Here is a 20792-nt window from a genome sequence, read left to right on the forward strand (position 1 = left end):
ATGAAATTTATACGTGGTAGTTTGGTGCTTCCTGGGTAATAATAACATCATGAACGTGTGACTCTTTAAGCCCTGCACTGGTAATTTCAACAAATTCTGCTTTGTCCCAGAAAGCTTCAATACTCTCAGATCCGCAATATCCCATAGAAGAGCGTAGACCACCCATCATTTGATGTACAACTGCAGCAATACTTCCACGAAATGGCACACGTCCTTCAATCCCCTCAGGAACGAGTTTATCCGCAGCCGTCCCCTCTTGGAAATAACGATCAGTTGAACCTTTCGTCATCGCTCCGATAGAACCCATTCCGCGGTACGATTTGTATTGACGCCCTTGGTACATGATGGTATCACCCGGTGACTCTTCCGTTCCGGCAAGGAGTGATCCTGCCATAATAACGCTTGCCCCTACAGCAAGGGCTTTTGCAATGTCACCCGAATAGCGGATGCCGCCATCAGCGATAATCGGTACTCCATGTTGGCGTCCGACTGCGGCACACTCATCAATAGCCGAAATTTGAGGAACACCGACACCCGCAACGATACGCGTCGTACAGATCGATCCCGGTCCGATACCTACTTTGACCCCATCAGCACCTGCTTCAATGAGGGCCAATGTTGCTTCACCCGTTGCAACGTTTCCGGCAATGATATCGACCACCATCTCTTTTTTGATCGCTTTAACCGTATCCAAAATTCCTTTCGAGTGACCGTGAGCAGAGTCCAAAACCAAAACATCCACACCTGCATCGACAAGTGCGCGAGCGCGGTCAAGCTGTCCAACACCGATTGCCGCGCCGACACGAAGACGACCGAAATCATCTTTGTTAGCATTAGGATATTCAATACGCTTTTTGATATCTTTGATCGTTACCAAACCTTTGAGCAATCCGTTATCATCGATGATCGGGAGCTTTTCGATTTTATTAACGTGCATCATTTGCTCAGCATCCGCCAAAGTGATCCCTGCTTTTGCAGTAATAAGCGGCATAGGAGTCATCGCGTCGATGGCCAACTTCGACAAATCTTTTTCAAAACGCATATCACGATTGGTCAAAATGCCGAGTAGTTTGTTATGGTTATCAACAACCGGAACACCGGAGATTTTAAATTCGTTCATCAACGCTTCGGCATCTTCGAGTGTAGCGTTTGGATGGACAAAAATCGGATCGATGATGATACCACTTTCGGATTTTTTTACTTTTTTAATCTGTTTGACTTGGGTCTCAATGTCCATGTTTTTATGAATTATCCCGATACCACCCAAATGAGCCATCGCAATTGCCGCACGATATTCCGTAACCGTATCCATAGCCGCAGAAACCATTGGGATATTGAGGGGAATATTACGGGTCAACATCGTTTTCAAGCTCACTTCTCTAGGGAGAACCTCTGAGTATTTAGGGATGAGCAATACATCTTCAAAAGTGAGGGCGCGTTTACGAATATTCATGGTAATTATCCTTTGAGTTGAGTTTCGAGGCTAAATGCCCCGTTAAATAAGGTTTGCTCCGCATACGGAGCGGCTATGAGTTGAAGACCTACAGGCATGCCGTTATCCGCTGTATCAATCGGAATCGAAATCGCCGGTAAACCTGCGAGGTTGACCGAAATGGTGTAAATATCACTCAAATACATCTCAAGCGGATCACTAAGGGCTCCAAATTCATAAGCAGTGCGGGGAGCAACCGGAGTCAAAATAAGATCAACTTCTTCGAAAATCTTATTATACTCCTCTTGAATCAATCGGCGTACTTTTTGTGCTTTAACGTAATACGCATCGTAATATCCAGAAGAGAGTACGAAGTTACCGAGCATAATACGGCGTTGTACTTCGGCACCGAACCCTTGCGAACGGGTTTGCAAAAAGGTATCTTTGAGGTTATCTCCCTCTACACGGTTACCGTAGCGGATACCGTCATAGCGCGCAAGGTTAGTCGTCGCTTCCGCCGTCGCCGTGATGTAGTACGCTGAGATGTCGTATTTCGGATCCATCAGGCTTTTTTCGACGATGGTGTGCCCCGCATTTTTCAATGCTTCTACCGCTTTGGCATACGCTTTGCGGACATCTTCGGAAGCATCTTTGACATAGTCAGGTACGATAGCAATTTTTAGTTTTATATTGCCATCGAGTTTATCACTTACGGTGCCGTCATTGCGATTCGCAGAGGTTGAATCTTTCGGATCATATCCTTGGATAATATCGTAAAGAATCGCCGCATCTTCGACGTTTTGGGTCATCGGCCCGATCTGATCGAGTGAACTGGCATACGCACCCAAACCGTAACGGCTAACACGACCATACGTCGGTTTCATCCCGACGATACCGCAAAATGCCGCAGGCTGACGGATCGATCCACCCGTATCGCTTCCAAGTGCCGCTACCGCTAACCCTGCCGCAACTGCCGCAGCCGAACCGCCCGAACTTCCTCCCGGAACACAATTATGATTCAAAGGGTTGAGCGTTTTACCGTAACAACTGCTCTCGGTAGTAGAACCCATCGCGAATTCATCCATATTGGTACGTCCGAACGGTGACATATTAGCGGCCAAAAGTTTCTCAATTACAGTTGCATTGTACGGAGCAATATACCCTTTTAGAATATTGGAACCTGATGTTACCGACCAACCTGTCACTTGAATATTGTCTTTAATCGCAATCGGAATCCCTTCACCGACATTCAAAACATCGATATATGCATTAAGCTCAGGATTGGCTGCAATCTTGGCTTTCAACTCTTCTTTGAGAGAGCTCAGTTCTTCTTTCGAGAGTTTTAACGCCTCTTTCAGTGTTATCATGCACGTTCCTTTCTACGTTTTGCTTGTTTTACCATCATAATCCCTAAACCAATTACGACAAAAATAACCCCGACTGTTTCAGCAATAAAACTCATTGGAACGGGTTGAGTGAAATCGATCATTACGCAACTACCTGCGCACAACGTGGACATAATGACTGTTCGTCTTCACTATGATATTTCCAGCATCTTGGACATTTAGCTTTGGATGCTAGGGCAATATTGAATGTGTCCCCTTCGTAGTCAAACGTCCCTAAAACATCTTTGAGTTCACAGGCACACCATTTAGAGATAACCAGATACTCTTCAATATCGGCTTTTTTCATCGCTTTTGCCACTGTAGAAGTCGTTGATATTACGAGTTCAAGGGTGTTTTTAATCACTTTCTCTTTTTTCAATCCGTCCACAATCTCATTGAACTTTTCACGGATCACTTTCATGGTCGCTTCGTCCCAGTTGCTATCAACTGCTTCGATTGATCTATAAGTGATATCAAAAATATCCGTGCATGATCCCTTAATAACCGATGGAGCATTCTCAAAAATCTCATCAGCGGTATAAGTCAAAATCGGAGCGATAAGTCCGAGCATAGAACGGGAAATGATCGCCATAGCACTCTGTGTCGAGCGACGCTCAGCAGAAGAGGAAGCGTCACAATACATACGGTCTTTGGTAATATCGATGTAAACACCGCTGAGTTCATTGACAATAAAATAGTTCAATCCGCTCATCCCGTGAACGAAGTTATATTCCCCGAAAAGTCGATGCGTCTCGTCAAATACCTCTTTAGCTTTTGCCACGATCCATTTATCGATCTCACCCATTTCACTGTAGGGAACGATGGTTTCCAATCCATCAAGATTCGCCAACATAATACGGAACGTATTGCGCAGTTTTCGGTATTGATCGGCTGTCTGCTTGAGGATATTACCGGAGATTTTTAAATCACCTTGATAGTCACTCATTGCAACCCATAGACGCAAAATTTCTGACCCGTATTCTTTGAGAACCGATTCGGGAGCAACGACATTCCCTTTGGATTTTGACATCTTCTCACCCTTCTCATCGACGGTGAAACCGTGAGTCAAAAGTGCTTTGTACGGAGCAATATGTTCCACTGCCGTACTTAAAAAGAGAGAGGATTGGAACCATCCGCGATGCTGGTCAGAGCCTTCGATGTACAAATCAGCCGGATATTCTCCCGCATCATAGTTACGTGATTTAAGCACCGCATTCCATGTCGAACCGCTGTCAAACCAAACATCGAGAATGTCGGACACTTTTTCAAGTTCATCCGCTTTGTACGAGCATCCCGGATAGAGAAGCTCTTCGATACTCATCGAGTACCACGCATCGGTGCTGTGCATCTCGAAAATCATCGCGATAAAGTTAAGCACTTTCTCTTCTAAAATCACTTCCCCCGTCGCTTTGACACGGAAAAATGCGATAGGAACTCCCCAATCACGCTGGCGAGAGATACACCAGTCAGGACGGTTTTCAACCATTGATCCTAAGCGGTTACGTCCGGATTCCGGATAAAACGCTGTTTTAGCGACTTCAGCCTGTGCGATTTCACGAAGTGTTTTTGTCTCGCCCAGAGGTGTGCCGTCTACACTGATAAACCATTGCTTCGTCGCACGGTAAATGAGCGGAGTATGAGAACGCCAGCAGTGCGGATAGGAGTGACGAAATTTCGATACTTTAAGTGCTTTATCTCCGAGCAATTCGATGATCGGTTCATTGCATTTAAAGATGTGTTTACCGACGAACTCTTCGGGATTCGGGAGAAGTTTTTCGCGAACCACGCTCTGATCGTAACACCCTGTCTCATCAACCGGCATTACGACTTCGAGGTTATAACGAAGACCGATACGATAGTCATCTTCCCCATGTCCCGGTGCAGTGTGAACACATCCTGAACCGTTCTCCATCAAAACATGCTCGCCGAGAACCAAATGAGAACCGCGACCGTTTAGAGGGTTGATCGCATAAAGGTTTTCAAATTTTTTCGCTTCGATTTTTTGAACGACACTCCCTGAAAATACACCCTCTTCGATAAGGGCGTTGTACCGTTTCTCGGCAACGATGTAACCGTCACTGGTCCGCACATAGATCTCATCAGGATTGAGAGAGATCCCCGTATTCGCAGGCAGTGTCCACGGAGTCGTCGTCCAGATAATGATGGCGGCGTTCCCCTCGATCCCTGCTCGTACCTTAGCCTCATCGCTGAGTTCAAACGCGACATAGATCGAATAGTCCTCTTTATCTTCGTATTCTACTTCCGCTTCGGCAAGTGCCGTCCGCTCCGCCCAGCTCCAATACACCGGTTTAGAACGCTCGATCAATAGCCCTTTTTTCGCTACAGCGCACAAAGTACGGTAGATGTTCGCTTCAAACTTCGAGTCCATGGTCAAATACGGATTATCCCAGTCCGCAATAACACCCAGTTTTTTAAACTCCGCGCGTTGAATATCGACAAATTCACTCGCATGATCGCGACACATCTGGCGTACTTCTGCGGTGCTGAGAAGCTCTTTTTTCTGCTTTCCGCCCAGCTTTTTCTCCACTTGCTGCTCGATCGGCAATCCGTGACAGTCCCATCCCGGAGTAAAACGAACCGATTTACCGTTGAAGTAATGGTATTTGACAATAATATCTTTAAGTACTTTATTGAGGGCGTGACCGATATGTGTATGGCCGTTGGCATACGGAGGTCCATCATGCAATGTGAAGCTCTCGGCACCTTTACGATTGGCTTTCATCTTGCCGTAAACATCGTTCGCAATCCACGCGCTATAGCGTGCAGGCTCATTTTGAACCAAATTTCCGCGCATCGGAAACTCGGTCTGAGGTAGAAGGAGGGTCTCTTTATAATCCATCTGTTACCTTATAGAAAAAGTGGTGCATTATAGCGTTCAGGTGATTAAATTTTGCTGTCACTATGCTATACTATCCGAAATTTATACTCGGGAACTCCATGAAACGTGATGTTATTTTCGTAGGAAATCGGCTGATTTTGAATGAAGCGTATGAGCGTTATATCCTCCGAAGTATCAAAAATCGCCTCGCTTCAATCGACTCCATCAATTATTTCGAAGAATCGGACAAAGGGCTCTTTTTACACCTTGAAGGTCTCTTAAAGAATGAATCCAAGCTCATCATTGTCACCACAAAAAGCACCTTTACCATCGTCGGAAAACTTCTCAGCACTGTCACCGCCGATAACCAGATTTTAAAAGAACAAATGCTTATTCCATCACGTGCCAGTATCCTCGAAAACGGTAGCTATCTTCTCACCCACAACAGTTCTGAAATCAACGTTATTCTGGCAACAGAGGGGAAAGAACTCCCTCCGATTCTCATCGATGATGAGTCACGTCTTGCCACTATCCACCTTTTCAACGAAGAACTTCTCAGTGCGCAAACGCTTCTCGAACCGTTAGCCCAAAACTTCGATGTTAAACTTGAATTCAGCGAATTAGTCGAGGGATGGCTTAAAATACGTATCCACACCCGTAAACACGGAAACCTTTCTCAATTTATTGCATCCGCACGCGGGCTCATGCATCATAAAGTCATTGCCGCGACCAATATCGCCGCATTTATTATTGAACGTCTGGGGACTCACCACAAAAAACTCTCATTTGCCGAAAGCTGCAGCGGAGGGTCACTTGCCCATTTTTTTACCTCTCAAAGTGGTGCGTCCAATGTGTTTGAAGGTTCTTTAATCACTTATTCCAATACTCTAAAAGCCAATTGGCTGGCAGTTGATGATTATGCGCTTGAACATCATGGTGCGGTAAGTGCCGAAGTGGTTGTAGAGATGTCAGAGGGGGCGATGAATGTTAGTTTTGCCGATTATTCCTTGGCCATCAGCGGTGTCGCAGGGCCTACCGGAGGGAGCGATACCAAGCCGGTCGGAACCGTTTATATCAGCGCAAGGTCTAAAACATCGGTTCATACGGAACGATTTCATTTCGAGGGAGATCGTAACTACATCCAAGAGCAAAGTGTTCTTATGGCGGTAAAAATGCTCCTGAATATAGACAAAGAATTATTTTTTGCCTAAATCATTCTTTCGCCTTGACAAAACGACATCTTTCCCCTATAATTTCGCCCTCACAATCGTCCAGTTTTGATGATTGAAGAGGTCTCGTTAGCTCAGCCGGTAGAGCATCTCACTTTTAATGAGGGGGCCGATGGTTCGAATCCATCACGAGACACCATGTGCGGTTCAGTGACCCTTTCGTCTAGTGGCCAAGGACACTATCACTTCATGGTAGGAACAGAGGTTCAAATCCTTTAGGGGTCGCCACTTGTTCGAGTTGTTTCGATTTATTTTTTAAACTCTTGGGAGTTTAGCTCAGTTGGTAGAGCGCTACCCTTACAAGGTAGATGTCACAGGTTCGAGTCCTGTAATTCCCACCATTTTTTTTGGCGCTGCAGCGGTAGTTCAGTTGGTTAGAATACCTGCCTGTCACGCAGGGGGTCGCGGGTTCGAGTCCCGTCCGCTGCGCCATATTTACTCTTCTTTTATTTACCATCACAATATCCTTTATCTATGTTATTATATTTGCATGAAACTCAAATCTGCACTTTTTACCCTTTACATTGCTGTATGGCTAATTTTAGCTATTGATCCATGGTATCGTGATGATTGGCTGTTGGAAAATCTTTTGGTATTTATTGCTCTGCCGATTATTCTTTGGTGTGAGAAGCGGTTTGGTTTTTCTGAGCCAAGTGTTTGGATGCTCTTTATCTTTTTTGTTTTGCATGGAATAGGTGCACACTATACCTACAGTGAAATGCCTTTTTTTACCCCATTTACTGAATTTTTCGGATTTGAACGAAATCATTACGACCGTGTAATCCACTTTTTATTCGGGTTCTTACTCTTTTTACCCTTCTTAGAACTGTTTTTCTCATTCGAAAAATCGGTTAAAAATACGTTTACTTTTACTCTTGTTTTTCTGATCGCTGCATCCGGTTTCTATGAAGTGATAGAATGGATCGCTACACAAATGACTCATGCTGATCTTGGAACAGCTTTTTTAGGTATACAAGGAGATGAATGGGATGCACAAAAAGATATGGCATGCGGATATCTTGGGGTTTTGATTTCAGCAGCCATTTATTACCGCAAAATTATCCCAAAACACTAATGAGTCTCAATCGTACCTCGTGGATATTGCTGATTTTTTATCTGATGCATTGATTTCTCTTTGATCATCTCTCTTTCGTGTCTTAAAGCCTCTTTTTGCGGATGATGATGTTTTTTAAATTCAAGTCTGGCCGCTTGTTCACGGCGTTCACATTCTTTATACGATTGAGGTGTCGCTGCATGTTTCACACATTCATCCGCCTCTTGCAAAATTTTGATCCGTTCTTGATGACTTTTCTCTTCAAGTGCTTTATGTTTTTGAAAAAGATCTTGTCTTTGCTGATTCGTCATATCCACAGACGCTTCTGCTTCAACCAGTGAAAGTGAAGCCAATAATGCAATTACGACCCATTTCTTCATCAAATCCCCCGACTTTATTTTGCCAACTCTACATTATAAATTTGGCCGTTTCGCTTAATAATTTTTACCCGTTGACCAACTCCGAATTCCGTCCCTTTTGAGATCACAATAACCTCTTGTTTATCATCCAAAGTGACCGATAGTTCCTGTGCATTCGATTTTCCGATTTCATTTCCGGCATATAAACCGACCAATCCACCCGCTAACATTGTTAAAACAGAACCTCTTCCACCTCCCATGGTAGAACCGATCACCGCTCCGCTAATACCTCCTATGGCTCCACCGCCACCGGAATCTTTCACAACTACTGGTTTGACATCCGTTATGACACCCGATTGTGATGACAACATATATTTTGACGCATCCGCATCAACTTCTGCAACACCTGATTGTGCACAACCGCCTAAAATAATCATGCTCGTAAATGCTACTGCTGCTAACGTTTTCATACTATCCCCTTTTTTCCAATTGTATCACTCTTTTATAAATAAGGCATTTGTATTCAATACCTCAATTATGTTATCATCTAATCTAAACACCACAAAAGGTAGGTAGCGTATGCAAATATTTCTCATTATTCTGGGCGTCGTAGCCCTTATCGCTATTTTGATGTACAACTCTCTCATCGGTAAAAAAAATCAGGTTGAAAACATTTTCGCCGGAGTCGATGCGGTACTCAAAAAACGGTTCGACCTCATCCCGAATCTCGTTGCATCGGTTTCACAATATATGGAACATGAAAAAGGGACGTTGGAAAAAGTGACCGAATACCGTGCACAGGCGATGAAGCCGGGAATCAGTGATGATCAAAAAATTGCTCTCGATGCCAAACTCACCTCTGCCCTCGGCGCGATCAATATCGCGATGGAAGCCTATCCCGATCTCAAAGCCAACGAAAACGTCATGCACTTGCAACGCTCACTCAATGAAATCGAAGAGCAGATCTCCGCTGCACGACGTGCTTATAACCAAGCGGTCACCGATCTCAATAATGCTATCGAAATGTTCCCAACCAATATTGTGGCAGGATGGATGAATCTACAACGACGAGCGGTATTTGAAATCACCGTTACTGAGCGACAAAATGTTGATGTTAATGCCCTTTTTAATCGATGAAATCCGTTTCGGAACTGACCGATTTTTATTACAAAGAGCTATACCCCTCTACTAATGAGCTTGAAGAGACCCGAAAACGGATCATATCTCAGCTCAAATGGTATGGAGGAATGGGAATCGTCGCTTTTGCCGTCGTTGCTTTGTGGATGGGGAAAAGTTTCGGTCTTTTGCATCCTCTCTCGATAGCCGTCGTCTTTGGTTTTATCATACTTGCATCGATCACCTACCGTGCTATGACATCGGGATATGCCCAAGACTTTAAAACTCGCATCATCACCCCCCTAATCCATGCCATCGATCCGCATCTCCTCTACAATCCCGGTTTTATGATTTCCCGACACCTGTTTGAACGGAGTGATCTGTTCCAACACTCCATAGACCGTTACAGCGGAAACGATTACGTCAAAGGCTCGATTGACGGAGTACCGCTTGAATTTTCCGATGTCCATGCCGAATACCAAACTCGAGATTCCAAAGGGCGTACCCAATGGCACACCCTCTTCCGGGGGCTCTTTCTCGTTGCCGAATTCAACAAACACTTCAAAGCTAAAACGATTATCCTCCCCGACCAAGCTGAAAAAAGTTTCGGTTCCCTTATCGGAGGATGGCTTCAATCAATCAATTTTTCCCGTAATGATCTTATCCGTATGGATGATCCTGAATTTGAGAAACATTTTGTTGTGTATGGAAGTGATCCCATCGAAGCCCGTTATATCCTCACCCACTCGATGATGAAACGGCTCTTGGATTTTCAACGTCGTGTTTCACATCCGCTGTTTGTCTCTTTTGTCCATAATCATATCCATGTCGGAATCGGCACAGAAAAAGATCTGTTTGAACCAGCGGTTTTTACCTCGTTGCTCGATTATAAACAGGCGATGGAATACGTTAACACACTTCAAAATACGATTGGATTGGTAAAAGAATTAAAACTCAATGAAAAGTTGTGGAGTAAAGAGTAAAAATGAGCACCGAAGTCTATATCTTCATTGTTTGTATTCACCTTCTTGCCATAATCATGATTTTAGGGCTTGTAAAAATTCTCCCAACTACTTTTGCAGTACCGACACCTCCAAAAAAAATCATAGTGTTAGGGGTCTTCGCCGGTTTTGCACTTGGATGGTTTATATTATTTCCTATACGTTACTTTACAATCCGATACCCACCAATATCTTTCAATCAAAATAATGTTGTAGAAGGAAAAATACAATATATTGCTTCAGGTAGGACACCTATGGATACCGGATCTTTAATTGTAGTTTATCAAAATAACGGTTCTGTGAAAGCTCTTGAATGCTATGGTGCTAAAGAAAAATGGCTAAAATACAATGCGATACCATGTGGAAATGATGACATCGCATATCGAGAATTAAACGGACAAATTGGGAAAATATGGTTCTATAATGATTTATTGCCTACAAATAGCCCCAACTCTTATGTGAGAGATAAAGCTGTTCAAATCGTTTTACAGCATAAAACCTATCCCTATGATATTCAAGTGAAAGTCATTAAAGAATCATTGAAAAGCAAAATAAGTGACCCTTTTCATGAAGATAATATTATTACGGCAATCGGATTTTTACTTTTTACTTTAACAGGTTTTATATTAATTTTGAAAAACAAACATATCGATTTACATAAAGAAGAAATCGATGCTAATGTAGCCAAGATGTGGGAAGCATATAATAGAAAGCATAACAAACCATTAGATTAGTCGAAAAATGCCCCCTCAAAATGGGTCAAAATCTTCTCATCTTTCGTAAGCAGTGGATAATCTCGTGCCATTGCATTTGCAACGATAATACGATCAAACGGGTCACGTGTCCATTCCAATGAGAGACTCTTTTTGATAACGTCAAACATTTCCACCTCATCGACCCGTAAATCGATCATTGCATTTAGATCACCGAGAATATTATACGGGGTATCGGTGAGGCGACCGATCTCCTGCAAATATTTCAGCTCCATCATCACCATCGGAGAGATCAATAATGTATGAGCATTTTCTATCGCATCCAATGCTCTTTTTGAAAATTTCTCCAACTCTTTCTGCCGAAGCCATACGACGATATGGGTGTCTAAATAAAGGGTTTCCATTCACCCTCCCAAGACGTATTCATGAGTTCATCGTCACTGCATGAAGTAATTTTTTTAGGTTGAATCGCCTTAAGCCGGCTTTTTTTATGTTCTGGAACAATCATTAAAATTTGCCCGTTTCGTTTCACTTCCAACGGTTCTTTGGTTTCAATCACAGAATCAAGTATATTATAGAGATTTTCTCTCAATTTTGAGGGTGTAATGGTCATGATTTACCTCCTGAATAAAAGTATTATATCATAAACGTACGTTTTATTATTACATCGTACGTTATTAGAGTTTTTGAATCGTACGCCCTACTGCCGTATAGAACTGTTCCAGTTTCTCTGCTGTTGCTTCGACACTAAACTCAGCCCCTTTTTCTCCAAATATTTTACTAACGCAACGAATACCTTTTTGAGTTATCTCATATTCAACGATCGAAACACTTGAATACTCACACGTAAAACTCTGATCAACAAGTTTTTCATACGTGTGTAGTTGTGCTTGGGCATAGACGGCATTTGCGGCATCGGCATAAGCTCGTACCAACCCTCCGGGTCCCAGTTTAGTTCCACCGAAATAGCGGACGGTGATAATCGCAGCATTAATCAGTTCATGCCCTTGTAAAACCGCTAATGTCGGTTTACCCGATGTCCCTTTAGGCTCGCCGTCATCACTGGATGATTCAATAATCTGATCAAATTCATTAAGACTACGAGATGCGCTCACCCAATGAACCGCTTTAGGATGTTCGGCGCGTAACCGTGCCATTTGCTCATCAAACATCGTATTTGGTATTAAATGAGCGATAAATTTCGATCCTTTTATCTCAATCGAATCACTAAATAGTTTCTCTACAGTTTTCATACATGCGATTATACCATTTGCTATAATGGCACATTTACTTTTGGAGTTCAAATGATCGATTTTTTGATGAGCGGATACGGATTAGGTTCAATGGGTCTAGTCGGTATTATCCTCTTTTTAGTCTATCTCAAACTAATGAAATGGGTTTTTAAAATTGCAATTTTTGGCATCATAGCACTCGGAGCCTTTTGGTATTTTAATCCCCCTACCCTTGGATAAGTTCTAAATGTCTACCCCGCAACAATTGCTTCTAGCATGGTATAAAATCAATGGCCGTCATGATCTCCCATGGCGAACCACGGATAATCCCTATCACATCTACCTCAGTGAAATCATGCTTCAGCAAACGCAGGTCAAAACGGTGTTAGAGCGGTTTTATTTCCCGTTTTTACAAAGGTTCCCGACATTGCAAAATGTAGCAGATTCCGAGCTGGATGATGTTCTAAAAATGTGGGAGGGACTTGGATATTATACTAGGGCTAAAAACCTCCATAATGCCGCTAGGACGTGCAACGGTACACTCCCGACTAATGCTCACGATTTAATGCAGCTTAGCGGTATAGGGCGATCCACTGCCCACGCTATTGCCGCCTTTGCTTTTGATGAAGCGTTACCTATCCTCGATGCCAACGTAAAGAGGATACTGCACCGCTATTTCGCTCTTTGCGAACGCCATGAAAAAAAGCTCTGGGAATATGCTTACACCCTTTTTGATCCTCTTCATCCCTTTGAATACAATCAGGCGATGATGGATCTCGGTTCATCACTTTGTTTGCCGAAAAAGCCGCTCTGCGATCTCTGTCCATTTGAACAAACATGCCAAGGAAAGTTCGATCCCCTCTCCTATCCCGAACCAAAAATAAAAACGATCAAACCGATCCGATTCCGCAATATCATTGTCAATAAAAAAGAAGAGTTATACGCACTAACACAACGTACGGAGCGATTTTTACACGGTTTATGGGGATTTTATGAGTCTGAAAAGCCGCTTCGTACACCATTTAAACATTTAGGACATATCACCCAAAGCTACAGCCATTTTACCCTCGAAGCGGACGTTTATCTAAGTTTTGAGGATATGAATGAAGAAGGGCTTGAATGGTTCGATCTTAGAGAGATCGCACAGCTATCACTCAGCCGAGCCGATCATAAAGTGCTTGAATTTATAAAGCAAAACGCTTAGGATCAAAAAAAGTTTCATCGCTGATATGACCGAATGCGGAGTTGATCGAAACAAATAGATCAGGATATTTCTCTTCCATCTCAAAGAGCATTTTTTTCATACTTGCTCTGGCATGAGGCATTTTGACATCAAACCGCATGGCTGGACATGCTTCATCACCGATGGTCGGCATCTCATTTTCCAAGGCACAGGCAGCAAGCTGACGTTCACGCAGCTGTATCAAAGGACGGATAACGATTAGCCCGTTGCCTGCTTTGTATTTGGGAGCAAGCGCTCTCATCTGACCGTTGTAAATTAGATTCATAAAAAAGCTCTCTGCACTATCATCGAGATGATGGCCAAGGGCTACTTTATTGCATCCGAATTTCTCTGCCGCACTGTACAATGCACCTCTGCGCATACGTGAAAAGAAACTGCAAAACGAAGAGTTCTGGCGAATTTTCTCACCCGCGATCTCATACGTATTGGTCTCATGAATTTCATGAGGAATCCCATGCTCGGCACAATGTGCGATTAGGGCAGAGAGATCTTCCCCCATCCCATACGTCACTGTCACGGCCAGTATCTCAAATTTAAATGGGGCACGACGTTGCTGTTCGCGCATCGCATGTACCATCGTAAGGGAATCTTTACCGCCGCTAAGAGCAACCAGAATTTTATCACCCTCTTCGATAAGACCGAATTCACCATTTGTACGCCCGATTTGGCGCATTATCTTTTTACTTAATTTAATCGCCAATGCGTTTTACCATCTCTAAAATGAATTTGGCACTCACCTGTGCCGAACTTTGCAAAAAGGTATCGAAATCAACACCGGCATCCCCATCAGCACTGTCACTGATAGAACGAAGAACAAAAAACGGAACTCCAAAGTTATGACAGACACAAGCGACACTTGCCCCTTCCATCTCTAAGGCATCGGCATTAAAGGTTTTTTCAATCCATGCTTTACGCTCTGGCGATGCAACAAACTGATCTCCCGTCGCAATAATCCCCTCATACAAATCAACACCCATATCAATCGCAATCTCTGATGCCAAAGAGCGTAGATCAGCATCCGATTCAATCATTACCGAACTCTCGGGGATAAATCCATCAGGATGACCGAATGCGGTGATGTCGACATCATGTTGGCACAATTGGCTCGCCATAATCAAATCGCCGATTTTCAAATCTTTAGATATGCCACCGGCGACACCGCTAAATAGAAGTGCTTTGCAACCGTAACGCTCCAGCATTACCGAAGCGGTAATCGCCGAAAAGACTTTCCCGATTTTTGAATAGGCAATGACAAGATCATGCCCTGCGTACTGTGCACGGTAAAATATATTTCCGGCATGTTCTTCGCTCGTGTAATCACCGAGTGCAGCTAAAATCGGATCGATCTCTTCACGCATTGCGCCCATAATGGCTATTTGCATCCTATACCTACTTTTTTATGAATTACGAGACAGGTAACGTCCCAGTTTTTGAAGGGAATGGTTCAGTTCAACCACTACACTTTGAGTTTCAAACCTCTCCAATACATGCTCACATAGTCCCATTGGGGTAATCACCCGGCTACCACCCCAAAATCCAAGACCATCTTCAAATCCTACACGGTTGACAAAAACAACATAGTTATGGCTTAGCAATGCCGTAGCCTTTAAAAGAGCATCCCATTGGGATTCAATCACCAACGCATTTTCTTCAAACCCCCGTGCAGGCGAAGCAGAAAGGACGTAAACTATTTCAGCATCACTTGCCGCAATCGCAGTTATCGTCTCTGCACGCCATAAATCCTCGCAAATAACCATGATAGCATTTCCGTATGGAGTTTCAAACGGTTCTATCGTATCACCGGCAATGAAATAACGCCCCTCTTCAAACATTCCGTACGTCGGAAGGTGATTTTTGTGATGGATGTGGACTAATTTTCCTTGTGAAAAGTACAAGGCACTGTTATACACTTTTCCCTCATCCCACAATGCGGCACCGATCGCAATATCACACGCAATACTGGCCTCTGCGAGAGTGGATAACTCTTCAATCTTCCATGCATCTTCATAAAGCTTATCCTGCAGCAGATACCCGCTGAGAGAGAGTTCAGGGAAAATGACAACATCCGCATCTGAATTCGCTTCAATCAGCCCTAAAACATCACTGAGGTTGGAACGATTGAGTTTTGGTGAAGATTGAATCAATGCTAGCTTCATGAGAGGGCTTCACATACCTTTGCAAGTGATTCCATATCCGAAATCCCCACGGTCTCAACATCAGGAGCATTACGCTTATTCAGCCCTTTGAGAACTGCACCGTTTCCAAATTCAATCATCATCTCAATTTCACCACTGATAGCTTCAATCGATTGTTTGTATTTAACCGGCTGAATCAACTGAACTTTGAGCCATTTTATTGCATCTTCTTTGGTTGCATAACGCTCCATCGAAGCATTTGAGACGATCGGAGCACTAAAAGAATCATTAACCATCGCTTCCATCGCTTCGCCTAGCGGATCCATCGCAGACTCAAGAAGTGGACAATGGCTAGCGATTGACATATTCAAAAGCAATGCTCTCTTCGCTCCCGCTTCTTTGAATACACTCTCCATCGCTTGAAGATCTTCTTTGATTCCCGCTACGACGAGCTGACCCGCTTGGTTATAGTTAGCCGGCCAAACTCGTTTGCCTTCACTCTCGGCCTTGATACAAAGTTCTTCAACAACCGCATCATCCAAACCTAAAATCGCCATCATTCCCGCATTGATACTCTCGCACGCTTGGCTCATAAGTTTCCCGCGCTTGTGTACTAATTCTACCGCATCAACATAATCAATTGCGCCCGATGCGCATAGAGCACTGAATTCACCCAAAGAGTGACCCAAAAACATCACTGCCGTTGTTGGATGAGTCTCTTGAAAGAGTTTATACGCAATCATTGAAATCAATAAAATCGCAGGTTGTGTATACTCGGTTTTATCAAGCTGTTCATTTGTTTCAAACAAAAGTTGGGTAAAATCAACACCGATACGCTCACCCGCTTTTTCAAACATCTCACGCGCTAATGGAGAATTTTCATAAAATGATTTACCCATACCAATAGTTTGGGATCCCTGACCCGGGAAAATCATCGCGATTTTTTTGGACATTAATGCTCCTTGGTTTCTAAATTATACTCTGCATGATCTGCAATTTTTTTCCGTAATGTATTACGGTTCAGTCCAAGCCGCTCAGCTAATTGCAACTGAGATTTAAACCGCTTGATACCTGCACGGATAAGCGGAACTTCATACAGATGCAAAAAAGCTCGATAATCATTGTTGCTTCCGAGCTTTACTTCTAAATAATGTTCCATAATTTCCATCAAATCATTCTCATTGATACTGTCAAACAGATAATGCAGATAGACCTGACGTCGCAGCGATATGGCATTTTCGCTTAGATCCGGGACAAAGCCTTCAAGATCAAATGGCTCAGATTTTCCGAGAGTATCTCTCGCCTCTTTAACAAAAGCATCAATCAATACCGTGACATCTTCATTACGTTCACTTAAAGGGGGTAATGCAAGGCGAATGGTAAAAATCTCATCCAGCTGATCTTGGGAATAACGTCCACCGCCGGTAGCAATTACACGGGTACGTGTTTTTTGGATGGTTTCAATAAGACGTTTGAGATTTGCAACATTATCAAGACGATGAATAATAACATCACTATGAGATTCAATCGCATCCAGAAGTTCATCAAAATGACTGGCATCAATGATGGGCGCATGAGGAAGGATATAGCGCGCTAGGGTAAGTTTACCCGTTCCGCGCTCTCCTAAAATAATAGCATTTACCCCTAAACCTTTGAGTAAATTAGCGGTTTTAAACGCTTCGATAGAAGCGCTTGAAGCGGTTAAAAAATTAGTGACATCCACAGCCGTGATTACCGCCGCTTCCACAACATCCGCTCTCATCCACTTTGTTCTCAGCAGGAATTCCGCTCATCGCTTCTTCAGCCGATGCATCACGAACACTGCTGATGGTTACCGTAAATACCAAATCTTTCCCTGCAAGCGGGTGATTAAAATCGATGATTACAATATCATCCTTGATCTCTTTAACCATAACTTGAACGGTTCCGCCATCTTCACCTTGACCGTACAATGTCATACCGACATTCAAATCGATCCCTGCAAATTGTTCACGTGGAAGTTCTTGTTGTGCCTCTTCATTGTAATCGCCATATGCATCAGCAGCTTTTACAAGAACATCACCTTTATCACCCATGTTCATATTAGCAATCCCTGCTTCAAGACCAGGAATGATTTGTCCTTTTCCGAACATAAACGTCAACGGATGCCCGCCAACATTGCTGTCTACGACGTTTCCGCCATCACGTACTTCGTATTCGATCGATACGATTTGATTGTTTTCGATTGCCATTTGTAGTGCCTTAACTTTAGATGATGCGATTTTAGCACATTTACCTATGGTGATGCTGAAAACGCTCACTTAGAACGTCTCTGCTTATTTCAACTTAGATAATTGCTCTTGTGCTTCTTTTGCTGCTCCGCTGCCGCTATATTTAGAGATAGTCGCCTGATAAAATGCTTTTGCGGTTGTGCTATCCCCTATTTTTTCCATCGATAAACCAGAGTGGAGCAAAAGGGTAGGCATATATCCTGCTTTTTCGTTACGAGAAGCAGACTCTTTATAAGTAGCTACCGCTTCTTTGTAGTTTTTACGCTCAAAATGTGTCTCACCGATCATAAACAACGCTTCGGCTGACTTGTGCTTTTTTTGAACCATCTGTTCAAAATAGATTTGTGCTTCACTGTATTTTCTTTGAGAAAAAAGTTTATTCGCCTCTTTCTCAATCGCACTATTATCCATTTTTGCCGGAGTTGCAGATTTCTCACTGCTAGGAACACTGACTTTGAGCTGTTTAATCAACGCGGCGAACTGATCTTTTGTTACGTAATTGCTGTTGATTCCATCCACGAGTAAAGAGAGTTCTTCGAGAAGGGTTTTGAACTGGGCAATATTTTCCGTATTGGCGGAAATTTGTTTGCCGAGATCTTCCATACTCACACTGTTATTGCTCTCTGCGGTTGCTTTCTCTTGGATCTTTTGAAGCATTAACGCTTGTTCATTCGATCTCTGAGCAAGCCCCTCGATAATCCCTTGCATACCGTCTAAACGTTCAGTCACACTCTCAACTTTGGCACTTTGGGCATTATTTTTTTGAATAACCGTCTGGAGCTCTTTTTTATTTTCAAGAATCAGCTTTTCTTCATGGGTAAGACCGTAAGGATTGGGGGAATTCAGATCACCCGCACCGAAGACCGAAGGCTCCGAGGCTGAGGCAAGAATAGAGAATAAAAAGGAGAAAGTTACTAACGAACGCATTTATGGAAGTTTAAAGTCTACACGACGATTTTTAGCCCAGCACTCTTGTGTTTTTTCCAAACAAACGGGATTGCTTTCGCCAAAACTGACCATGCTGATAGAATCTGCATTTGCGCCACTGTTTACCAAAGCTGTTTTAACCGCATTTGCACGCTTAAGACCAAGGGCAAAATTGTACTCATCACTACCGAATTCGTCACAATTACCTTCGAGTTTAATCGTTTTTTCTTTAACCAACAAGGTGTTTTTCGTCATTGCTGCTTGCATGTCTTCACGAATATCAAATTTATCATAATCAAACAAAATACTCACCAATTGAGCATCTGAGCCATTGGTACCGTTTGCCGCTGCTGTATCATTCGCATTTGCATTCGTAATCGGAGCGATTACAGCATTGGAATCGGTTGATGTCGTAGCATTAGGATTTACACCTGTTCCTACTGAACTTCCGGCAGTAGATGCTGTTGCATCAATTGCAGGCTCTTTTGTACTACATCCGCTCAAAACGAGCATCGCTACTGTTGCGCTTAAAAAAGCTATGTTTTTCATCATTGTCGTCACCTCATGATTGTTGATAAAGGAATGTTACCGAAAAAAACATTAACATTACCAGTCTATCGATTGAATTCTCCCTATTTTGAGGGGAAATGCAAAGCTTTTATTAATCCCGAAACGGATAAGACCGATAGAACTGCGCGATCCCTCTTGTTTAATATACAAAATCGCTTCTCCATCAGGAGAAAATCGTGGATAATCATTCTCTCCACTGGCCGTTAAGCGTTTTATATTCCCAGAATTTAAGGAGAGTAAATGCAAGTTAAAAGCATTTCCACCGTATCCGGAAGTACTTTCACGTGCTTTATAGACCAAGAAATTTTTATATGAACTGAGGGATGAGTTATTTTTACCTTGATACACAAGTTGCGAAACAGCATTACTGTTAATGCGCGTTGAAAAAACATTGGGGTAGCCAAAACGATTCGAAACAAAAGCGATGGAACCATCTCCCATAAACTGGCCGTTTACATCGATCCCGGAATAATCGGTTATACGTGTTTTAGTATTAGAATTCAAATCGTACTGATAAATATCAGGCTGCCCCGTAGGGGCCAATGTGAGCAAAAGACGGGTGCTGTCTTCGCTGACATCGGAACATACCGCCATCCCATCTGAGCTGATCACTTTCTCTTTTTTTCCGCTCAAAAGATTCATCTTATAAATTGTCGGTTTAAAATCGGAAAGTGAAGTGTAGTACAAATCACTCTGCTCACGATTAGCCCATTTTGCAAATCCATATATCCCCCCTTTTAAAATCACTTTTTGATACGAAAGGGTATAGTCTGAAGCGACAATTTCAGAGTGTCTTGGACTGGTTAAACGGACAAATAAAACTTTTCGTTTAATCCAATCAATCGGGGATCCTCCGATTTTGGCATTAATATCATACGCTACGGAGTGAGAGAGAAAAACCAGCATTTCACTTTGTTTCAAAATATAGCTTTTCAGAAAAAGAGTATTGCCGTCTTGAAGAAGTTTTACATCCGCTTTTACTCCGCCCATTCCATCATTGACTAAACGATAACGCAAAAGATAACGAGCCTCTTTATGCGCAGGTGCAGGGGAAGTTGCATCAAATCCAGCCATAGCATAGCTCTCATCGACACTAAACATCGAAACGACATTCATATCTGCCGCTAACATTTGTGAGAATTTTTGAGACATCTCCGTGCTTTGGGGCGATGAGTCTTCAATGGCTAACGGTGTTAATCTCGCTACCCCTTTAACCACTTCTATGGTCGCATCCGCACCCCATAAAAGTTGAATCAAACATAACCAAAAAAAGATAATTTTCAAATG

25 protein-coding genes and 4 tRNA genes are annotated in these 20792 nt (G+C 43.0%); 11 read left to right on the plus strand and 18 right to left on the minus strand.

From position 1 onward, the window contains the following. Positions 1–7: 7 nt before the first annotated feature. The 4 genes from guaB to ileS are packed head-to-tail and all read right to left on the minus strand — an operon-like array spanning position 8 to position 5677. Positions 8–1453, minus strand: coding sequence for an IMP dehydrogenase (gene guaB / locus B649_RS08230; RefSeq protein WP_015654064.1), 1446 nt, complete (start codon positions 1451–1453; stop codon positions 8–10). Between the two features lie 5 nt (positions 1454–1458). Then, a complete protein-coding gene (gene gatA, locus B649_RS08235; RefSeq protein WP_015654065.1) occupies positions 1459–2799 on the minus strand; it encodes an Asp-tRNA(Asn)/Glu-tRNA(Gln) amidotransferase subunit GatA in 1341 nt (446 codons plus the stop codon). After that, entirely contained in the window at positions 2796–2921 is a 126-nt protein-coding gene (locus tag B649_RS12585; RefSeq protein ID WP_291750858.1) for a hypothetical protein, read from the minus strand. The genes gatA and B649_RS12585 overlap by 4 nt, the downstream gene beginning before the upstream one ends. Further along, on the minus strand, positions 2921–5677 hold the full coding sequence (ileS, locus tag B649_RS08240) for an isoleucine--tRNA ligase (RefSeq protein WP_015654066.1): 2757 nt from the start codon (positions 5675–5677) through the stop codon (positions 2921–2923). Before ileS ends, B649_RS12585 begins: the two co-directional genes overlap by 1 nt. A gap of 98 nt (positions 5678–5775) precedes the next feature. Between ileS and B649_RS08245 the strand changes: the two genes are divergently transcribed. The 6 genes from B649_RS08245 (at position 5776) to B649_RS08270 (ending at position 7960) form a co-directional block, all read left to right on the plus strand. After that, positions 5776–6867 carry a CinA family protein gene (locus B649_RS08245; RefSeq protein WP_041192428.1) on the plus strand — a complete coding sequence of 364 codons (1092 nt, stop codon included), beginning with the start codon at positions 5776–5778 and terminating at the stop codon, positions 6865–6867. Between the two features lie 81 nt (positions 6868–6948). Further along, a tRNA-Lys gene (locus tag B649_RS08250) sits at positions 6949–7024 on the plus strand. A gap of 13 nt (positions 7025–7037) precedes the next feature. Further along, positions 7038–7113: transfer RNA gene (locus B649_RS08255), tRNA-Glu, on the plus strand. A gap of 37 nt (positions 7114–7150) precedes the next feature. Further along, positions 7151–7226: transfer RNA gene (locus B649_RS08260), tRNA-Val, on the plus strand. A 14-nt stretch (positions 7227–7240) separates the two neighbouring features. After that, positions 7241–7317: transfer RNA gene (locus tag B649_RS08265), tRNA-Asp, on the plus strand. A 58-nt stretch (positions 7318–7375) separates the two neighbouring features. Next, positions 7376–7960 (plus strand): DUF2238 domain-containing protein, encoded by a 585-nt coding sequence (locus tag B649_RS08270; protein WP_015654068.1) that lies wholly within the window; start codon positions 7376–7378, stop codon positions 7958–7960. Here B649_RS08270 and B649_RS08275 read toward each other — a convergent pair. Together B649_RS08275 and B649_RS08280 are read right to left on the minus strand one after the other, a co-directional pair. Further along, on the minus strand, positions 7957–8319 hold the full coding sequence (locus B649_RS08275) for a hypothetical protein (RefSeq protein ID WP_015654069.1): 363 nt from the start codon (positions 8317–8319) through the stop codon (positions 7957–7959). The two genes, B649_RS08270 and B649_RS08275, sit on opposite strands and share 4 nt — an antisense overlap. Positions 8320–8333: 14 nt before the next feature. Beyond that, positions 8334–8768 carry a glycine zipper 2TM domain-containing protein gene (locus B649_RS08280; RefSeq protein ID WP_015654070.1) on the minus strand — a complete coding sequence of 145 codons (435 nt, stop codon included), beginning with the start codon at positions 8766–8768 and terminating at the stop codon, positions 8334–8336. A gap of 109 nt (positions 8769–8877) precedes the next feature. Here B649_RS08280 and B649_RS08285 point away from each other — a divergent pair, with 109 nt between their 5' ends. The 3 genes from B649_RS08285 to B649_RS08295 are packed head-to-tail and all read left to right on the plus strand — an operon-like array spanning position 8878 to position 11149. Next, the gene (locus B649_RS08285; RefSeq protein ID WP_015654071.1) at positions 8878–9435 is read left to right on the plus strand and encodes a LemA family protein; all 558 of its coding nucleotides are present in this window, start codon (positions 8878–8880) and stop codon (positions 9433–9435) included. Beyond that, positions 9432–10397 (plus strand): DUF3137 domain-containing protein, encoded by a 966-nt coding sequence (locus B649_RS08290; protein WP_015654072.1) that lies wholly within the window; start codon positions 9432–9434, stop codon positions 10395–10397. The genes B649_RS08285 and B649_RS08290 overlap by 4 nt, the downstream gene beginning before the upstream one ends. 2 nt (positions 10398–10399) lie before the next feature. Then, positions 10400–11149, plus strand: a complete 750-nt coding sequence (locus tag B649_RS08295; protein ID WP_015654073.1) for a hypothetical protein — start codon at positions 10400–10402, stop codon at positions 11147–11149. Here B649_RS08295 and B649_RS08300 read toward each other — a convergent pair. The 3 genes from B649_RS08300 to B649_RS08310 form a co-directional block, all read right to left on the minus strand. Next, entirely contained in the window at positions 11146–11532 is a 387-nt protein-coding gene (locus B649_RS08300) for a PIN domain-containing protein (protein ID WP_015654074.1), read from the minus strand. The two genes, B649_RS08295 and B649_RS08300, sit on opposite strands and share 4 nt — an antisense overlap. After that, positions 11514–11741 carry a type II toxin-antitoxin system Phd/YefM family antitoxin gene (locus B649_RS08305; protein ID WP_015654075.1) on the minus strand — a complete coding sequence of 76 codons (228 nt, stop codon included), beginning with the start codon at positions 11739–11741 and terminating at the stop codon, positions 11514–11516. The genes B649_RS08300 and B649_RS08305 overlap by 19 nt, the downstream gene beginning before the upstream one ends. A 64-nt stretch (positions 11742–11805) precedes the next feature. After that, entirely contained in the window at positions 11806–12381 is a 576-nt protein-coding gene (locus tag B649_RS08310; protein WP_015654076.1) for a YigZ family protein, read from the minus strand. A gap of 51 nt (positions 12382–12432) precedes the next feature. Here B649_RS08310 and B649_RS12590 point away from each other — a divergent pair, with 51 nt between their 5' ends. Together B649_RS12590 and B649_RS08315 are read left to right on the plus strand one after the other, a co-directional pair. Beyond that, positions 12433–12600 (plus strand): hypothetical protein, encoded by a 168-nt coding sequence (locus B649_RS12590; RefSeq protein WP_291750860.1) that lies wholly within the window; start codon positions 12433–12435, stop codon positions 12598–12600. Between the two features lie 7 nt (positions 12601–12607). Next, entirely contained in the window at positions 12608–13564 is a 957-nt protein-coding gene (locus tag B649_RS08315; protein ID WP_015654077.1) for an A/G-specific adenine glycosylase, read from the plus strand. On the opposite strand, the gene B649_RS08320 is transcribed toward B649_RS08315, so the two are convergent. The 9 genes from B649_RS08320 to tolB all read right to left on the minus strand — a co-directional run bounded on the left by B649_RS08320 (position 13545) and on the right by tolB (position 20789). Then, complete coding sequence (locus B649_RS08320) at positions 13545–14276, minus strand: ATP-binding protein (protein WP_015654078.1); 732 nt, start codon at positions 14274–14276, stop codon at positions 13545–13547. The two genes, B649_RS08315 and B649_RS08320, sit on opposite strands and share 20 nt — an antisense overlap. A gap of 16 nt (positions 14277–14292) precedes the next feature. Beyond that, positions 14293–14985: a 5'-methylthioadenosine/adenosylhomocysteine nucleosidase gene (locus B649_RS08325; RefSeq protein WP_015654079.1), complete on the minus strand. Its 693-nt coding sequence runs from the start codon at positions 14983–14985 to the stop codon at positions 14293–14295. A gap of 15 nt (positions 14986–15000) precedes the next feature. Beyond that, positions 15001–15759, minus strand: a complete 759-nt coding sequence (locus B649_RS08330) for a nitrilase-related carbon-nitrogen hydrolase (RefSeq protein ID WP_015654080.1) — start codon at positions 15757–15759, stop codon at positions 15001–15003. Further along, a complete protein-coding gene (gene fabD, locus B649_RS08335) occupies positions 15756–16691 on the minus strand; it encodes an ACP S-malonyltransferase (RefSeq protein ID WP_015654081.1) in 936 nt (311 codons plus the stop codon). Before fabD ends, B649_RS08330 begins: the two co-directional genes overlap by 4 nt. Then, a complete protein-coding gene (locus B649_RS08340) occupies positions 16691–17500 on the minus strand; it encodes a helix-turn-helix domain-containing protein (protein ID WP_291750861.1) in 810 nt (269 codons plus the stop codon). Before B649_RS08340 ends, fabD begins: the two co-directional genes overlap by 1 nt. Continuing rightward, positions 17448–17969, minus strand: a complete 522-nt coding sequence (locus B649_RS08345; protein ID WP_015654083.1) for a peptidylprolyl isomerase — start codon at positions 17967–17969, stop codon at positions 17448–17450. Before B649_RS08345 ends, B649_RS08340 begins: the two co-directional genes overlap by 53 nt. Positions 17970–18053: 84 nt before the next feature. Beyond that, complete coding sequence (locus B649_RS08350) at positions 18054–18935, minus strand: tetratricopeptide repeat protein (protein ID WP_015654084.1); 882 nt, start codon at positions 18933–18935, stop codon at positions 18054–18056. Further along, positions 18936–19487, minus strand: coding sequence for an OmpA family protein (locus B649_RS08355; RefSeq protein ID WP_015654085.1), 552 nt, complete (start codon positions 19485–19487; stop codon positions 18936–18938). A gap of 54 nt (positions 19488–19541) precedes the next feature. Next, complete coding sequence (gene tolB, locus B649_RS08360; RefSeq protein ID WP_015654086.1) at positions 19542–20789, minus strand: Tol-Pal system protein TolB; 1248 nt, start codon at positions 20787–20789, stop codon at positions 19542–19544. Between the last annotated feature and the right edge of the window lie 3 nt (positions 20790–20792).

It is taken from the genome of Candidatus Sulfuricurvum sp. RIFRC-1 (genome assembly GCF_000310245.1).
In the GTDB taxonomy this organism is placed as follows: domain Bacteria; phylum Campylobacterota; class Campylobacteria; order Campylobacterales; family Sulfurimonadaceae; genus Sulfuricurvum.

Coding starts and splice junctions, on each gene's coding strand:
- B649_RS08345 (WP_015654083.1), bottom strand. CDS start 17,969: ATGGCAATCGAAAACAATCAAATCGTATCGATCGAATACGAAGTACGT.
- B649_RS08305 (WP_015654075.1), bottom strand. CDS start 11,741: ATGACCATTACACCCTCAAAATTGAGAGAAAATCTCTATAATATACTT.
- ileS (WP_015654066.1), bottom strand. CDS start 5,677: ATGGATTATAAAGAGACCCTCCTTCTACCTCAGACCGAGTTTCCGATG.
- B649_RS08310 (WP_015654076.1), bottom strand. CDS start 12,381: ATGAAAACTGTAGAGAAACTATTTAGTGATTCGATTGAGATAAAAGGA.
- B649_RS12590 (WP_291750860.1), top strand. CDS start 12,433: ATGATCGATTTTTTGATGAGCGGATACGGATTAGGTTCAATGGGTCTA.
- B649_RS08355 (WP_015654085.1), bottom strand. CDS start 19,487: ATGATGAAAAACATAGCTTTTTTAAGCGCAACAGTAGCGATGCTCGTT.
- B649_RS08275 (WP_015654069.1), bottom strand. CDS start 8,319: ATGAAGAAATGGGTCGTAATTGCATTATTGGCTTCACTTTCACTGGTT.
- B649_RS12585 (WP_291750858.1), bottom strand. CDS start 2,921: ATGATCGATTTCACTCAACCCGTTCCAATGAGTTTTATTGCTGAAACA.
- B649_RS08295 (WP_015654073.1), top strand. CDS start 10,400: ATGAGCACCGAAGTCTATATCTTCATTGTTTGTATTCACCTTCTTGCC.
- B649_RS08320 (WP_015654078.1), bottom strand. CDS start 14,276: ATGCGCCAAATCGGGCGTACAAATGGTGAATTCGGTCTTATCGAAGAG.
- B649_RS08325 (WP_015654079.1), bottom strand. CDS start 14,985: ATGCAAATAGCCATTATGGGCGCAATGCGTGAAGAGATCGATCCGATT.
- B649_RS08285 (WP_015654071.1), top strand. CDS start 8,878: ATGCAAATATTTCTCATTATTCTGGGCGTCGTAGCCCTTATCGCTATT.
- B649_RS08280 (WP_015654070.1), bottom strand. CDS start 8,768: ATGAAAACGTTAGCAGCAGTAGCATTTACGAGCATGATTATTTTAGGC.
- B649_RS08290 (WP_015654072.1), top strand. CDS start 9,432: ATGAAATCCGTTTCGGAACTGACCGATTTTTATTACAAAGAGCTATAC.
- B649_RS08300 (WP_015654074.1), bottom strand. CDS start 11,532: ATGGAAACCCTTTATTTAGACACCCATATCGTCGTATGGCTTCGGCAG.
- B649_RS08350 (WP_015654084.1), bottom strand. CDS start 18,935: ATGCGTTCGTTAGTAACTTTCTCCTTTTTATTCTCTATTCTTGCCTCA.
- B649_RS08270 (WP_015654068.1), top strand. CDS start 7,376: ATGAAACTCAAATCTGCACTTTTTACCCTTTACATTGCTGTATGGCTA.
- B649_RS08330 (WP_015654080.1), bottom strand. CDS start 15,759: ATGAAGCTAGCATTGATTCAATCTTCACCAAAACTCAATCGTTCCAAC.
- guaB (WP_015654064.1), bottom strand. CDS start 1,453: ATGAATATTCGTAAACGCGCCCTCACTTTTGAAGATGTATTGCTCATC.
- B649_RS08245 (WP_041192428.1), top strand. CDS start 5,776: ATGAAACGTGATGTTATTTTCGTAGGAAATCGGCTGATTTTGAATGAA.
- gatA (WP_015654065.1), bottom strand. CDS start 2,799: ATGATAACACTGAAAGAGGCGTTAAAACTCTCGAAAGAAGAACTGAGC.
- fabD (WP_015654081.1), bottom strand. CDS start 16,691: ATGTCCAAAAAAATCGCGATGATTTTCCCGGGTCAGGGATCCCAAACT.
- B649_RS08315 (WP_015654077.1), top strand. CDS start 12,608: ATGTCTACCCCGCAACAATTGCTTCTAGCATGGTATAAAATCAATGGC.
- B649_RS08340 (WP_291750861.1), bottom strand. CDS start 17,500: ATGAGAGCGGATGTTGTGGAAGCGGCGGTAATCACGGCTGTGGATGTC.